We start from the raw sequence: 16,233 nt of genomic DNA, 5'->3' as shown, positions 1-16,233 counted from the left end.
CGTTATAGCTGGTGGTCTTGCATGTGTTTTAAGAATACATCTGCCGGCATAAAACCAGTGACACGAGCATTTGGAACATGGTTACCCTCGCCATCCCAGAACTCTATGGTTGGCAAGCCGAGTACCTGCAATTGTTTAAGCAGTTCAATGTCTTGAGGCATGTTTCTCGTTACGTCAGCCTGAAGCAGGACGAAATCAGAAAGCTTGTTCTCAACATCAGCTTGATGGAAGGTGTACTTCTCAAACTCTTTACATGCCACACACCAATCGGCGTAGAAATCGAGCATCACTGGTTTGCCGAGTTTCTTGGCTTCGATGAGCTGGATTTCTAACTCTTCCACCGTGTTGACGCGTGCAAATTGGATTTGTTGCTCAACCACAACGCTCTTTTCTGCAAACCAGTAATTCAACGCAGGTTGCGCAGAAGCGAATAGGCCGAGCATCGCGATGATACCCACAGCGCTTTGCTTCCAGCCGCCGAATGGCAGTGCATTTTTGCTGTGGTAAAGCCAACCAAAGGCGATGAAGCCAAGGCCAGACCAGAGCACAGTTGCCCATAACTCAGGAATAATTCGCTCTAGCAGGAAGATAGGCGCTGCCAGCAAGATAAAGCCGAATACGATCTTCACCTTGTCCATCCAGCTGCCTGCTTTCGGCAGCAGCTTATTACCAAACACTGCAACCAAGATCAGCGGGATACCCATACCCATCGCTAAGGCATACAGAGCAATTGCCCCCGTTAATAGGTCACCACTTTGAGCCACATACAGCAGCGCACCCGACAATGGAGCAGTGGTACAAGGTGAACACACTAAGCCAGAGATAGCGCCCATTGCGAACACGCCCAAGGTATTGCCACCTTGTTGCTTGTTACTTTGGTTGTTAAGCCAAGTTTGGATACTACTTGGTAGTTGTAGGTTATAAACGCCGAACATCGACATGGCTAACGCAACGAACAGAACACTTAGTGCGATCAACACGTAAGGGTGTTGCATGGCTGCTTGGAATTGCATACCCGCAGAGGCAACCACTAAACCCAATAGAGTGTAGGTTAACGCCATACCTTGCACGTAGATGAAAGACAGCATCAGCGCGCGACCTTGGCTGAGCTTACCGCCACCTAAAACGATACCCGTTAGGATAGGGTACATAGGCAGAACACACGGCGTAAAGGCTAAACCAACACCGAGTGCTAAGAATAATAATGGAGTCCACCAACTATCACCGAGCTTATCGGCTAAGCCTGCTTCTTTTGAAACGGGAGCATTGGTTTGTTGAGTGGTATTACTTGCTGCGTCAGCTGTAGGAGAAGAGGGTTGTACTGAATTATCAGATTCACCAACTGCATCAGAAGAACCTTGCGAGACACTACTGTTTTGCACACCACTGTTTTTCATATCACTGCTTTTTATATCCCCAGGGTTCGTCGCAGTAAACGGTTCAATGTCGATCACGCGAGTTTCTGGTGGGTAGCAAAAACCAGCATCTGCACAGCCTTGATACTTAACGATCAGCTGTGAGCCATCTTGGTAACTCTGTAGAGGAACTTGCACGAATAACGGCTGAGTATAAATACTCACCTCACCGAAGAATTCATCTTGGTGTGGTTGGCCATCTTCCATTTCAACATTGCCGATAGCGAGATTTTGGCCAGTGAACGAGAGGCTGTGTTGATAGAGGTAGTAGCCCTCTTTTACTTGCCAATCGAGAAGGACTTTGCCGTCTTGCTGGTAGTAATTGAAAGGGAAAGCTTGGTCTACAGGGACAAAACCATTGTTATTGCCCCCGAAACTTGGCTCGGCGTTGTCGTTCCCAAAAATCGCCCACGCAGGCTGGGTGAATAGGGAAATACAAACAAAAAGTAATGTGGCAAGTCGTCGCATACTATTAGTCATCAAAATGGAGTTAAAGGTATCTTAACTCAATCAGACCGTAATAGTTTGTGATTAGTTTCATCGACCAGCAAATATCCGCTAGGGCGGGTGAGCCACTTTTTTGGGTAGTCGAGAGAGGCTAAGTCGCTCGGCTTGAGTGAGGAGCCCTTGGTAATAAGGCATCTAGGCAACACCTAAGCGTGCTCTTACTACTTGCTCGCAAGCATCAATATTCGTCGTGTCTTTCGGAATAATTAACACGGTGTCGTTACCGCCAACGGTTCCGATAATCTCGGTATGTGGATCGATATCAACCAATCTAGCGACCAACTGTGCGCAACCAGGGTTTGTTTTTACGATGACCATTGCTTGGTTGTGAGTAATCAATTCGATTTGTGATGATATTGACGCATCGACACGCACAGGTGCGCTTTCAACGGTTATACAGTAGACTTTTTTACCACAAGCATTCTGAATTTTTACGACGCCAAGCTGCGACAAGATGCGTGATACGGTCGATTGGCTAATACCTGTATAGCCAATGTCGACGAGTTTCTCGCGCAGTTGATTCTGGGTCGAGAAGCTCTGTTGTTGTAGTAAGCGTTTGCACGCTGCAGTCAGTGTTTTATCTTCAGCTGAATACAAGCAACCGTGCTCAGTGATTTGGTTCATGAACAACTCCTTAAGGCCAACATGTGGATATCGCTTGTCCATAGCGCAGAACGCACTCCCAAAGCCGTAGAGTACGATTGTTAATTAGGGCTTACCGATGAATCCCGAAATAAATAGGAAGGGTATGCGTGATGTGTGATCTTCTATTCATTCAGTCTACCACTAAAGGATAGTTATCTTTTTGAAGGCGATCACCAAACAAAATTCTGGTTAATTGCTTTTTTTGTGGAGTTTTATTCTTTGGTTGAATGGATATTTATTCCAGGTTGGGAATAAATATCCATATATTCTGAGCGGGTTTTATTGCGGAGGTAATGGCGCTAAGGGTTAGCGAATTTCACTCATGATCTCGCGAGAGAATACTTTTTCACAATAGTGACATTTTAACTGTACGTTTTCGTGTTTTAGCTGCACATTAAAGCTACTTTCAACCGGCTCACCGTGTGAAATACAGTTGCTATTTGGGCAGGCGAACACACTGTTGATTTGCTCTGGCAGTACAAGTGTTAGCTTGTTGACCACTTTGTATTCTTCAATCTGATTCACTGTCGCTTGCGGAGCATACAGAGCCAATTGGTTGGCTTGTTCCTTAGTCAGAAAGATGTTCTCAATCTTGATGAGGTCTTTATTGCCAAGCGCTGATGATGGCAGATTTAACCCCATGGTGATGCGCTGTTCTGTTTTATGCAGCTTGAACAGTTTGAGAATTTTAATCCCAAGATGAGCAGGGATGTGGTCAATAACGCTGCCGTTACGGATCGCTTCTACTTGTAGCTGAGTTTGTTTAACCATGACTGTTTCTCCTGCTTATAAAGTGTCGTTAAGAACTAGGGCTAATAAAGCTTCACGAGCATACACACCGTTTTCAGCTTGTTCGAAGTAGTAAGCGTGCGGCGTTTTATCGACATCGGTTGTGATTTCATCGACACGTGGCAGTGGGTGAAGCACCTTCATGTTTTGGCGTGCATCTTTTAATGTCTCGGCGGTTAGAATGTAAGCCGACTTCATGTGTGCGTATTCCGATGCATCAAAGCGCTCTTTCTGTACGCGAGTCATGTACAAAACATCCAGTTCAGGCACTACTTCTTCAATGCTGCTGTGTGTGCTGTATTGGATACCCATCTCTTCCAATTCTTCACAGATATAATCGGGCATTTCTAACACTTCTGGTGCGATAAAGAAGAAACGCACGTTATTGAACTTTGATAGTGCTTGCGTCAATGAGTGGACAGTGCGGCCATATTTTAGGTCGCCGACGAACGCTACATTGAGGTTATCAAGCGTGCCTTGCGTTTCGTAAATCGAGAACAGATCCAGCAAGGTTTGAGTCGGGTGTTGGTTTGCACCGTCGCCACCATTTACCACTGGAACCCCATTCGAAAATTCAGAGGCCAAACGTGCTGCGCCTTCTTGCGGATGACGCATCACAAAGGCATCGACGTAAGATGAAATAACCTGCACGGAATCGGCAAGTGTTTCGCCTTTCTTCGCTAGCGATGTGTTTCCGCCATTATCAAAACCGATGACCGTGCCGCCAAGACGTTGAACTGCGGTTTCAAATGAAAGGCGAGTTCGAGTTGAAGGCTCAAAGAAGCAGCTCGCAACGACTTTATTTTTCAGCAGTTCTGGGTTTGGCTCAGCCTTGAGCCTTGCTGCGGTGTCGACGATAAGCTCCAGTTCATTACGAGTGAGCTCAGGTATGGAGATGATGTGCTTGTTAAATAACGAATGCGCCATAACGGGTCTTCCTTTTATGCATACAGTCAAATTGCGGACAAAAAAAAGCCCCCTAAAAATAGGAGGCTTCGAAACGATCAATAGAACAAAATAAAAATGATACCAACGCCACTCTAGGGCGTGTTGGTTGACAATCATGTGCGACAAAATTGCGGTTCATTTTTTGCTCTCTTAAGACAAATTGCGGAGGATTATACTTAGATAAAAACGCCATGCAATACTTTCTGTAAAGTATTCATTTAATGGATTTTTATGCGAAATAACATCTGCTTTTAACTTCTATTTAAGCCTTTGTTGAAACAGAAAAACTTGTGATTTTTGGGGCGGTAACCTCTTCAATCTAATGAAAAAAAATGCGGGTTTTATCCAAGGGCTAAATCCCAAGTATGCCACCCGCATTTCCCTGTCATTACACTTAACTTGTCAATGTCTTGCCAACAAGTGAGTGCTTAACTTCTTAGTTGTTTAGATTCTTAGTTGTTTAGATTCTTAGCTGTTTAGCTGTTTAGCTGTTTAGCTGTTTAGTTTCTTAGGTAATTAACTGCCTAGTGTTGCAACCATCACTGCTTTGATGGTATGCATGCGGTTTTCAGCTTCATCGAACACGATAGAGTATTCAGACTCAACCACTTCATCTGTCACTTCTACGCCGTCTTTTAGCTGTGGATATTCAGCAGCAAGTTGTTTACCTACTGTTGTGTCTTCGCCGTGGAAAGCCGGTAGGCAGTGCATGAATTTCACATGTGGGTTGCCTGTTGCCTTGATCATGTCCATGTTGACTTGGTAAGGCATCATTAGGTTAATACGCTCAGCCCATGCTTCTTTTGCTTCGCCCATTGATACCCAAACGTCGGTGTATAGGAAATCACAACCTTGTACGCCTTCTTGAACATCTTCTGTTAGCGTGATTTTGCCGCCTGTGTGCTCTGCAATTTCACGACATTGAGCTAATAGCTCTTCTTGTGGCCAGAATTGTTTTGGAGCAACAAGACGAATGTCCATACCCATTTTCGCTGCACCAACCATTAGAGAGTTGCCCATGTTGTTGCGAGCATCACCTAGGTAAGCAAACTTGATTTCACGCAGTTGTTTACCACGGCCGTATTCCGTCATAGTTAGGAAGTCAGCCAGGATTTGAGTTGGGTGGAACTCGTCTGTTAGACCATTCCATACCGGAACACCAGCGTATGCGCCTAGCTCTTCAACGATTTCTTGACCGAAGCCACGGTATTCGATGCCATCGTACATACGGCCAAGAACGCGAGCCGTATCTTTCATTGATTCTTTGTGGCCAATTTGAGAACCCGATGGGCCTAAGTAAGAGACGCGAGCACCTTGGTCGAATGCTGCCACTTCGAATGCACAGCGAGTACGAGTTGAGGTTTTCTCAAAGATAAGCGCAATGTTTTTGCCAGTCAGTGTTGGCTGTTCGTAACCGTTGTACTTCGCTTTTTTTAGCTCCATAGAAAGATCTAACAAGTGTTGAATTTCGCGTGGAGTGAAATCTAGTAGTTTTAGGAAGTTACGATTGCGTAGGTTAAAAGCCATGATGTATTCCTTCTTAGATTTAGGCGCTTTCTTGCTACAGGGAAAGAAAATTCAAGAAAGCGCGATTCAATTTTTTAGTTAAATTTGTTTGGTTCTGTTTGTTTCGTTTAATTCTGTTTTCGCAAAGTTTAAAAGCTCTCAAAGTTTAAGGCTCTCAAGCTTTAAGGTTCTCAAACTTTAAGTTTTTCAAGATGATAAAGCTCGCTAGTACGTTAACCTTTGGTGATATTGGTGCCCGCTTGACCTTGCAGAATTTGCAAGCCATCTTCGAGTGCACCGATACCCACTACTTTGCCGCCTTGCTGAATGAATTCGCACGATGCTTCAATTTTTGGCCCCATTGAGCCGGCATCAAATGTGAACTTCGCCAATTCGCTTGGTGTGGTGCTGCGCAGTGCGTGTTGAGTTGGTTTGCCCCAGTCAAGGTACACAGCGTCCGCGTCGGTCAGAATAAGCAGCGCATCCGCATCCAGTTGTTTCGCTAAGAAAGCCGCTGACATGTCTTTGTCGATAACCGCTTCAACACCAATTAATTTGCCATTTTCTTTTTTCACTGGGATGCCACCACCACCAGTACAAATAACTAAGTGACCCGCATCGATAAGTTGGGTGATCGCTTCGTGTTCAACAATGCCAGTAGGTCGTGGGCTTGGTACTACGCGACGGAAATGTTGGCCGTCGGGTTTTACGATCCAGTGGAATTTCTCTGCTAGCTCACGGGCTTCTGCTTCTTCGTAGATCGGGCCAATCGGCTTAGTTGGATCCGTAAATGCTGGATCGTTTGGATCAACCGTCATTTGCGTCAACATGCACGAGATGTTGCGGTCAGGCAGGTAGTTCTTGAACTCTTGCATCAGCATGTAGCCGATCATGCCTTGAGTTTCACTGCCCAATACATCCAGTGGGTACGGGTTTACTTTCTTGTACTCCAAACCTTGCAGAGCAAGTAGGCCAACTTGTGGGCCATTACCGTGTACTAGGACCACGTTGTACACTTTCGCGATTTCAGAGATGGTTTTAACAGCAGTTTCAATATTGCGGCGTTGAACATCGGCTTCTAACGGTTCACCGCGACGAAGTAGGGCGTTACCGCCGAGTGCAACAACAACAGTTTGCTTAGTCATAATTGTGTTCTCTCATTCTGGCCAAGCTGAGATTATTTAAGATCGTTCAACTTGGCCGTTTTCGTCTTAGTGATTAGATACCATCACGCTCAATTGGGCAGCTCATGCAGCGTGCGCCACCGCGACCACGGCCAAGTTCGTCTCCTGGAATCGGAAGAACCGTGATGCCTGCTTTGTCGTATTTTTCGTTGGTGTAGGTGTTGCCTTCGTAACCAATCACGACACCCGGTTTAACGGTAAGAACGTTGTTTGCGTCGTTCCACTGTTCACGTTCTGCATGGAAGTTGTCGCCACCTGTCGTGATTAGGTTTAGCTTGTCTACGCCAAGTGCTTTTTCGATAGCCGTTACGAAGTAGCCTTCTTCTTTCACTTTTACAGCGCCAGACTCATCGCCAGTTAGGTTCCAGCACTGCACGTCTTTACTTACCACTTCAGGGTAAACAGAGAACGTATCTTCGTTCATGTGAGTCATTACGGTGTCTAAGTGCATGCAAGAGCGGTGTTTTGGTAGCTGCATTGCGATAACTTGTGTCGCTTGACCGTGTTTGAATAGGCTAGATGCTAAGTGTTCAACACCTTGTGCTGTTGTACGTTCAGACATACCGATAAGCACCGCGCCACGACCAAGTACAAGAACGTCACCACCTTCAATCGTAGAGTTGTCGTAATTGATTTTTTCTTCATCGCCGAAGTATTTAATGAAGTCTTGGCCTGCGAATGTTGGGTGCCAACGGTAAATAGCACGAACGTGGTTTGTTTCACGTTGACGAGCTGGTTTCGCCATTGGGTTGATAGATACACCGCCATATACCCAGCAAGATGTATCGCGAGTAAATAGGTGGTTTGGTAGTGGCTCGATAATGAAGTCGGTTGGTGCGTGCATGCCTTGCATCATTGAAGATGATTTCATTGGCATCTCAGCGTAAGACAAACCGCCCGTTAGGATTTTTGCTAACTCTAGGTTTGGTAAATCGCCCAAGTAGCAGCGCACATCATTAGCAAAAGTTTTACCTAGGCGGTAATCAGAAACTTGATGATTCAAAAGCCAATCTTTCGCATCAGACACTGCTAGTGTGTCTGCTAGCAAGTCAGTAAGAAGAAGAACCTCAACACCTTGATCACGTAGCGTTTGAGTAAATGCGTCATGCTCTTTACCTGCACGCTCAACAGCCAGTACGTCATCAAACAGCAAATCGTGACAGTTAGAGGGTGTTAGGTGAGTCAGTGCGCGTCTTGGACGGTGAACTAGAACGCGGCGTAATTGACCTATTTCAGAACCTACATAGAACTTACTCATGATCGTCTCTCTCTTATATATTTGAATTACTTTTATTGCTAAGAGTAATTATTTATTTTCAGTTGAGAATAATGAATTATTTATTCATATCTCTTGTCTGGAATTAATATTACGCCTGCTAGTCAGGTATTCTTAGAGATCTATCACAAATCGTTTTTTATCCCTCAGCCCTTTAAAAATAAGGGTTTTAACAAACTTTATTCACTTTTGAGTGTTGCTAGATGATTCTAAATAGTTAGCGGTTAGGGAATTTTATGCATGCTTTTTAAACTAAACTTACTATAATCTAATTTACGGGGGATTATATGCATAATAGTTTTATTGATAAGAGTGTGCTTAGTTTGGAAGTATGCAGTGTTTTTATTTATATATTTAATTTTGAATATTAAATTAAACATTTGTTAACAAAGTAAATGTGAATAAAGCTGTTGTGATCACATTTTATAATGGGGTGTTTTTAGTTGATTTTCTATAAAAATGGCTGCTATTTCTCCTTCGTTTATTACGGAGTAAATAACTTTAAATATAATTAACGCTAATAAATGACTAAATATTTTTCTAAACATAATAGCGAAGAATAGTTGGTCTATTATTCGCTTTAACATCGATGTTTAAATGTTGATTTACTCGTTGTAGTCGGTGTCTTTAGCTCGTTTAAGCTTTGCTACTGAGATAAACCAGAGAGAGGCTTTAAATGAAGCGTGTGCAGCTCGGCAGGTTGTTTTGGTGATTGGGTTGGAATTGGATTAGATAGCAATAAAAAAAGCCGCTATGGAAGCGGCTTTGGATGAGAACGGAGTGAAGTGCTTTAAGTTAGATAAGCGCACCAATACTTAGCACAACGATGCAGAACACCATCAAGATACCGATTAATGGCATTACCCATTTAACCCAGCGTACGTAAGGGACGCGAGCAATCGCCAAGCCACCCATTACTACCGCAGAGGTCGGTGTGATTAAGTTCACCAAGCCAGAAGCGGATTGGTACGCTGTGATAACGAGGTCACGACCTACGCCAGCAAAATCGGCCAGTGGTGCCATGATTGGCATAGTCAGTACCGCTAATCCAGACGTCGACGGGACTAAGAATGACAATAGAATCTCTAGGAAGAACATCACGTTAATAAAGATAACCGAAGACAGCCCAGTCACCATTTGTTCTGCAGAGAAGAGAATGGTGTCGGTGATCATACCGCGGTCCATTACGACGACGATACCACGTGCAATACCAATGATAAGTGCTACGCCCAATAGGTCTCGAGCACCGTCAATGAAGCTAGTGGTAAACTCTTCTTCGCTCATGCGAGACACAATACCGACGATGATTGTTGCTGCCAAGAACATCGCGGAGATCTCTGCCATCCACCATCCAGCAACCGATACACCGTAAATCATCACAGCGAAAGAGCCACCAAAAATGGTCAGAATCAGTTTGCGAGTCGCGGTGAATTCAAGTTTTTCACCACTCGCGTTACCAAGGAAGTGCGCTTTGTTCTCTTCGTATTTGTCGTAAACAATTGATGTTGTTGGATCAGCTTGTACCATTCTTGCGTAACGCATGACGTAGGCGACACAGATACCCCAACCAATAATTAGCATTCCAACACGCAACGCGATACCGTCGGTAAATGGAATACCAGAGGCGTTGGCAGCAATAACGGTAGCGAATGGGTTAATGGTAGAACCGAGCACCCCAATGCCCGCGCCAAGCAATACTGTCGCAGCAGCAACCAGAGGGTCAAAGCGAGCAGCCATCATTACAGGTACTAGCAGCGTATAGAATGGTAGTGATTCCTCCGCCATGCCGTAGACGGTACCGCCAGCAGCAAACAGCGCCATTAGTATCGGTATCATTAACTCTTCTCGCCCTTCTAAGCGGGCGGTGACACGTTCGATACCGGCATCAATGGCACCCGTTTTGGTTACTAGTCCTAAGAAGCCACCAATGATTAAGATGAACAGCGAAACGTCGATTGCTGCAGCTTCATAGCTATTGTGGTCGTAGAAACCGTCGATAGGCGCTAGCAGTACATCGATCACGCCTTGAGGGTTACCTTCTACCGCTTGATAGGTGCCAGTAACCGGTACTTCTCGACCTAACTCTTCATTCATTGCTCGGTCGTATTGGCCTGCTGGAACAACCCAGGTAAGCAGGGCTACGAATGCAATTAGAATAAATAGAATAGTGTAGGCAGAAGGGAATTTAAAATTGGCAAAGAAGCCGCCCTTTTTTTTCTCGCTTGGTATCGTTTGAGTCGTCATGGCTATCTCCTTACATCATCTTAAATAAAAGTGATGTGAATTAGCGACTAATGATTTATAGATTGTAAATACACTTACATTTATAAAGTACCCAACGATATATAGTTGATGACTTTAAATTAAAGTTGTTTTTATATTTACTAATCCGAATGAAATAGATTTAATTTAGCTGTGGCTATTTTATTCCTTACCAAACTATTTAAGTTTGGTGCTGTTCACAAAAATAGTGGCTAATGAGAGGCCTTAAAAATGGCATAAAAACAGCAAGGTTTTTTGGTTAGTTAGCTTGGATTAATATTCGATGTGGATGAAGGGGGAACGAGGGGAGATTGACTTGGCAGGCATTCCTAATTAATAGCTTGAATAATCTTGGAATTTTATTCAAACTTTATTTTTGGATGGTTTTTAAAGTTTATAATGGTTATTTGATGTGTATCAAATAACACATTGAACAGAAAACAAAAAAGGAAGCCGAAGCTTCCTTTTAGGGTTTGGTTTTTCAGCGAGTGTTAGATAAATAGACCGCCGAATGCGAAGCCGAGTGCTACCGCTGTACTGATTGTTGCCACACCAGGAATGAAGAATGGGTGGTTAAATACGTACTTACCAATACGAGTTGAGCCTGTGTCATCCATCTCAACCGCTGCAAGTAGCGTAGGGTAAGTTGGAAGTACGAACAGTGCACTTACTGCAGCAAAAGAAGCAACGGCTGTTAGTGGTGCTACGCCAATCGCTAGAGCAGCTGGCATTAGTGCAACCGTTGTTGCGCCTTGAGAGTAAAGCAGCATAGAAGCGAAGAACAGAACAAGAGCCAGCATCCATGGATAGTCAGCCAGTAGAGCGCCTGCTACGTCTTTGATTTCTGCTACGTGCGCGTTTACAAATGTAGAGCCCAACCAAGCTACACCAAGTACACATACACACGCTGTCATACCAGAGCGGAATGTTGGAGCAGATGAAATTTTCGCTGCATCAATCTTAGTGAACATAACAATTGCAGCAGCGGCTGCTAGCATCACAGACATGATCGCTTCGTTACGACCCAGTGCAGGGTTTTCAATTAGGCCAACAGAACTAGAGATAGCGGCTGCGTAGCAAACAACGAAACCAATTGCCGCTAGGAAGATGTAAGTCGCTTTCTTCGCTGTTGGTAAAATTTCGCGTTTCTCTTCTGTTGCTAGCTTAATTAGACCTTTCTCTAGACGTTCTTGGTAAATTGGATCGTCTTTCAGTTCACTGCCCATGTAGTTCGCGACAACTGCGCCAACCATACAAGCGATAAAGGTCGTTGGAATACAAACCATTAATAGCGTTAGGTAATCAACACCAAAAGGTGCCAGCATTGCTGCGAATGCAACAACGGCTGCTGAAATTGGTGAAGCTGTAATCGCAATTTGGGAAGCAACAACCGCAATAGAAAGAGGACGAGAAGGACGTACACCTTGGCCTTTAGCTACTTCTGCAATCACTGGAAGTGTTGAGAAAGCAGTGTGACCCGTACCTGCCATTAATGTCATGACGAAGGTAACGATAGGCGCATAAAAGGTAATGCGTTCTGGATGCTTGCGTAAAAAGTTTTCCGCAATCTGTACCAACCAATCCATACCACCAGCAACTTGCATTGCAGCAATCGCAGTAATTACCGACATGATGATCAAGATTACATCGACCGGAATGAAAGATTGGCTTGTTGGAACACCAAGAATAAGTGAAAGGGCAATAACACCAGCACCACCGGCAAAACCGATACCGATACCGCCAATTCTGGCCCCCAAGAATATAAAGAGTAGGACAACAAAAAGTTCTACTGCAATCATAAGTAACACCTCATTTTAGATTTTATTATGTGAACATTCGTCGATGGAATATTCACATAATAGTTCTATTGTTTAGATTCAACTGAGCAAAAAGGCAATTAAGGGAAGTCCACAAATTAAGCAAGGTTAACCGTATTAGAGCCTAAAAAAGGGCTCCGTTTGGAGCCCTGTTTGCCAGATTTACTCGTAGCGTTTTGCTTTATACTGAGGATGCATCAAATTTTCAACAGAGAAAATGTCATCAAGTTCTTCTGCGGTTAATAAACCGCGCTCTAGAACCACATCGCGAACGCTCTTACCCGTTTCTGCACAGATCTTACCTACAATGTCACCCTCATGGTGGCCAATGTATGGGTTTAGGTAAGTAACGATACCGATAGAGTTGAATACGTGAGATTCACATACTTCTTTGTTCACAGTAATGCCGTCTACACACTTGTCGCGTAGGTTCACACATGCGTTTGTTAGGATGTCTAAAGACTCAAACATGCTTTGTGCGATAACAGGTTCCATTACGTTCAGTTGAAGTTGACCACCTTCTGCTGCGAAAGAAACCGTGTTGTCGTTACCTAGAACTTTAAAGCAAACTTGGTTCACTACTTCAGGTACAACTGGGTTTACTTTAGCAGGCATGATTGAAGAACCCGCTTGCAGTTCAGGTAGGTTTAGCTCGTTGAAGCCAGTACGTGGACCTGAAGAAAGAAGACGTAAGTCGTTACAGATCTTAGACAGTTTAACGGCTAGACGCTTAAGTGCGCCGTGCGTCATTACGTATGCGCCACAGTCAGACGTTGCTTCGATCAAATCTTCAGCGGCTACACACTCTAGGCCAGTTACTTCTGCTAGGTGTTTAACGGCTAGGCCTTGGTAGCCAGGTGCTGCGTTCAGACCCGTACCGATAGCTGTTGCGCCTAAGTTAACTTCAAGCAGTAGCTTTGAAGTGTATTCTAGGTTTTTGATTTCTTCATTGATGGTTACAGCCCAAGCGTGGAATTCTTGGCCAACCGTCATAGGTACTGCGTCTTGAAGTTGAGTACGACCCATCTTCAGGATTGTGTTGAATTCTTGGCTCTTAAGCTCGAATGCACCTTTTAGGTATTCGATAGCGTCAATCAGTTTGCGAACGCTGTTGTAAACAGAGATACGGAAACCCGTTGGGTAAGCACAGTTAGTTGATTGGCTGCGGTTCACATGATCATTTGGGTTGATGAACTCATATTGGCCTTTTTCTTTGCCCATAAGTTCAAGAGCCACGTTCGCGACTACTTCGTTCGCGTTCATGTTTACAGAAGTACCAGCGCCACCTTGGAATACATCCGATGGGAACTGATCCATGCACTTGCCAGTGTCTAGAATTAGGTCACAAGCTTGGATGATGTATTTAGCTACTTCGCTTGGGATTACACCTAACTCTTTGTTTGCTAAAGCCGCGGCTTTCTTTGTCATCACCATACCGCGAACGAATTCAGGTACATCTGAGATCGTTACATTTGAGATGTTGAAGTTTTCAACTGCGCGGAGAGTGTGGATGCCGTAGTAAGCATCAGCCGGAACATGACGTTGACCTAGTAGATCTTCTTCGAGACGAGTAGCTTGAGAAGCTGCAACTTGAGCTTCTGATAGATTAGCCATAACAGGATCCTTAGAGAATTATTCTGATTATATAGTTAGTTATTAGCCTATTCTGTGTGCAAATACTCCGTTCGCTAGAATATTGGGCTGATAAATCCGTCCTGACTTATGTGGCACATGATACTGTACTTAGCGCATAAAAATATTAAGTTGATCACCTTTTTCGTTTTTGTTTCGTCAATATTCAGCAAACTTATTCCGGGTCAATAAACACGCTTATTTACAGGATAAATTTGAGATTGGTAGGGCTTTCAGCGTAAACTGGACGTAACAAAGGAGGGCGTGTGTTTCCTATCTTATTATTACTATTTATCTTCGTACCCATCATTGAGATTGGGCTATTTATTCAAGTTGGTGGCTTCTTAGGATTGTGGCCAACTATCGCGTTGGTTCTGATCACTGCATTTTTTGGTGCATCGCTGGTTCGTAGCCAAGGCATTCAAACACTTATGTCTGTTCAAGGTCGATTGCAACAAGGCGAAATGCCAGCACAACAGATTCTTGAAGGTGTGATGCTTGCGGTTGCAGGCGTATTGTTGTTGACTCCAGGCTTTATGACGGACGCACTCGGTATGTTGGTATTGCTACCAGCACCAAGAGCGATAATTGCCAAGAAAATGATGGAAAAAATGGTGGTAACCAATATGTCTGGCGGTTTCCATGCGGGTGGACAAGCTGGTTTTGGCCAGAGTCCATTTGGACAAGACCCTTTCAATTCAGGCTCGTTTAAGCAAGATCCATCTGATCAATCAAAAGACGGCAACACCTTTGAGGGTGAGTTTGAGAAGAAAGACGATGACAACGATCGTAACCGCTTGAACTAATCCGTTTTCCCTCTTCTCTATGTTTTCCCTCTTCCCTATATAGAGGGAAAAACAGAAAAGGCTCTTACCTTTATCCTTCGCAAGAAAGTGATAATGGTAAGAGCCTTTTTTATTGCATGTTACCTGCTATTTACGATTGCTAGCAGGAACAGGTAACAGGCCGAGTGAGCGGTTATTTACTGAGATTGATTTACTGAGATTGGGTTACACCGCGCCTTCGAAGCCCATTTGTCGCCACGCTTCGAAAGCAATAATAGCAACCGCGTTAGATAGGTTGAGGCTTCGCGCATCCGGCATCATTGGAATACGAATGCGTTGCTCCATTGGCATGCTTTCAATGAATTCAGCAGGCAGGCCGCGTGTTTCCGGGCCAAACATCAACACATCACCTTGTTGAAATTTCGCATCAACGTGGTGACCTGTAGTTTTGGTCGTGCAAGCGAAGATACGGAAATCACCTTCGCGTTCGTTTTCTAGGTATTCAAGAAATGCTTCTAGGTTCTTGTGACGCTTTACTCGCGCTAGGTCGTGGTAATCCAAGCCTGCACGACGAACTTTCTTCTCTTCGAAATCAAAGCCAAGCGGCTCGATAAGATGCAGGTTTGCACCGCAGTTAGCTGATAGGCGGATGATGTTACCCGTATTGGGCGCGATTTCTGGTTCGTATAGAGCGATATCAAACATGTTGGTTCACAAGAATAATCAAAGATAACCAGAGTATACGGTGGCAAGCTGAGTGAGTACAGTTCGCCACTATCACCATCATTATCGGCTTAAGCTTGGTTTGTTAGTGCCTGCGCGTAGTTTTCAGATACCGTATTCCAATTCACTACGTTCCACCATGCATTGATGTAATCAGGACGACGGTTTTGGTAGCTGATGTAGTAGGCGTGTTCCCAAACATCGAGTGCAAGAATTGGTTCGCCATTACTGGCAACGGTATCCATCCACGGATTATCTTGATTTGAGGTCGAGATGATCTTCAGTTGTCCTTCTTCAACCACTAGCCAAGCGAAGCCTGAACCAAAGGTATTGATTGCCGCTTGAGCGAACTGATCTTGGAATGTCTCGAAATTTCCGAAAGTACTTTTGATAGCCTCGCCAAGCTCGCCCGTGGGTTCACCACCACCGTTTTGCGACATGCAGTTCCAATACAAGATGTGGTTGTAGTAACCGCCACCATTGTTACGAACCGCTGGGCTGTGCTGAGAAATGTTAGCGAAGATCTCAGTCAGAGACTGTTGCTCTAGCTCGCTGCCAGAAACAGCCGCAACAAACTTATCGTAGTAGGTTCTATGGTGCTTACTGTAATGCACTTCCATCGTCTTAGCATCAATGTAAGGTTCTAGGGCATCGTAAGCGTAGGGTAAAGCAGGGAAAGTGTGTGACATGGTAAATCCTCCTTAATTAGAGGATTTACCATAATGATAATGACAATCATTATCA

At 44.4% G+C, this 16,233-nt stretch carries 13 protein-coding genes; 1 reads left to right on the top strand and 12 read right to left on the bottom strand.

The features are described from left to right. Window positions 1-2: 2 nt before the first annotated feature. The 10 genes from BCU75_RS18175 to aspA form a co-directional block, all read right to left on the bottom strand. Entirely contained in the window at window positions 3-1,883 is a 1,881-nt protein-coding gene (locus BCU75_RS18175) for a protein-disulfide reductase DsbD (RefSeq protein ID WP_102474663.1), read from the bottom strand. 174 nt (window positions 1,884-2,057) lie between these two features. Next, entirely contained in the window at window positions 2,058-2,546 is a 489-nt protein-coding gene (locus tag BCU75_RS18170) for an arginine repressor (RefSeq protein ID WP_009844705.1), read from the bottom strand. Between the two features lie 327 nt (window positions 2,547-2,873). After that, the gene (gene pyrI, locus BCU75_RS18165; protein ID WP_076675513.1) at window positions 2,874-3,338 is read right to left on the bottom strand and encodes an aspartate carbamoyltransferase regulatory subunit; all 465 of its coding nucleotides are present in this window, start codon (window positions 3,336-3,338) and stop codon (window positions 2,874-2,876) included. Between the two features lie 15 nt (window positions 3,339-3,353). Further along, window positions 3,354-4,283 carry an aspartate carbamoyltransferase gene (gene pyrB, locus BCU75_RS18160; protein WP_076675510.1) on the bottom strand — a complete coding sequence of 310 codons (930 nt, stop codon included), beginning with the start codon at window positions 4,281-4,283 and terminating at the stop codon, window positions 3,354-3,356. 537 nt (window positions 4,284-4,820) lie between these two features. Further along, window positions 4,821-5,831 carry an ornithine carbamoyltransferase gene (locus BCU75_RS18150; protein ID WP_102474662.1) on the bottom strand — a complete coding sequence of 337 codons (1,011 nt, stop codon included), beginning with the start codon at window positions 5,829-5,831 and terminating at the stop codon, window positions 4,821-4,823. Between the two features lie 212 nt (window positions 5,832-6,043). Then, the gene (gene arcC / locus BCU75_RS18145; protein ID WP_102474661.1) at window positions 6,044-6,955 is read right to left on the bottom strand and encodes a carbamate kinase; all 912 of its coding nucleotides are present in this window, start codon (window positions 6,953-6,955) and stop codon (window positions 6,044-6,046) included. A gap of 73 nt (window positions 6,956-7,028) precedes the next feature. Then, on the bottom strand, window positions 7,029-8,252 hold the full coding sequence (arcA, locus tag BCU75_RS18140; RefSeq protein ID WP_102474660.1) for an arginine deiminase: 1,224 nt from the start codon (window positions 8,250-8,252) through the stop codon (window positions 7,029-7,031). Window positions 8,253-9,065: 813 nt separating this feature from the next. Continuing rightward, window positions 9,066-10,514: a YfcC family protein gene (locus BCU75_RS18135; protein ID WP_004729715.1), complete on the bottom strand. Its 1,449-nt coding sequence runs from the start codon at window positions 10,512-10,514 to the stop codon at window positions 9,066-9,068. A gap of 509 nt (window positions 10,515-11,023) precedes the next feature. Then, complete coding sequence (locus BCU75_RS18130) at window positions 11,024-12,331, bottom strand: anaerobic C4-dicarboxylate transporter (protein ID WP_004729714.1); 1,308 nt, start codon at window positions 12,329-12,331, stop codon at window positions 11,024-11,026. A gap of 180 nt (window positions 12,332-12,511) precedes the next feature. Further along, complete coding sequence (aspA, locus tag BCU75_RS18125) at window positions 12,512-13,963, bottom strand: aspartate ammonia-lyase (RefSeq protein ID WP_102474659.1); 1,452 nt, start codon at window positions 13,961-13,963, stop codon at window positions 12,512-12,514. Between the two features lie 284 nt (window positions 13,964-14,247). Between aspA and BCU75_RS18120 the strand changes: the two genes are divergently transcribed. Then, window positions 14,248-14,787, top strand: a complete 540-nt coding sequence (locus BCU75_RS18120) for an FxsA family protein (RefSeq protein WP_102474658.1) — start codon at window positions 14,248-14,250, stop codon at window positions 14,785-14,787. A 204-nt stretch (window positions 14,788-14,991) separates the two neighbouring features. Here the strand turns inward: BCU75_RS18120 and BCU75_RS18115 are convergent, their stop codons facing one another. After that, window positions 14,992-15,471, bottom strand: a complete 480-nt coding sequence (locus BCU75_RS18115) for a tRNA (cytidine(34)-2'-O)-methyltransferase (RefSeq protein ID WP_061023596.1) — start codon at window positions 15,469-15,471, stop codon at window positions 14,992-14,994. 89 nt (window positions 15,472-15,560) lie between these two features. After that, window positions 15,561-16,178 carry a superoxide dismutase gene (locus BCU75_RS18110; protein WP_102474657.1) on the bottom strand — a complete coding sequence of 206 codons (618 nt, stop codon included), beginning with the start codon at window positions 16,176-16,178 and terminating at the stop codon, window positions 15,561-15,563. Window positions 16,179-16,233 lie beyond the last annotated feature (55 nt).

The sequence above is a fragment of the Vibrio splendidus genome (assembly GCF_002873455.1).
Lineage (GTDB): Bacteria > Pseudomonadota > Gammaproteobacteria > Enterobacterales > Vibrionaceae > Vibrio > Vibrio splendidus_J.
This window is presented reverse-complemented; position numbering and strand designations above follow the sequence as displayed.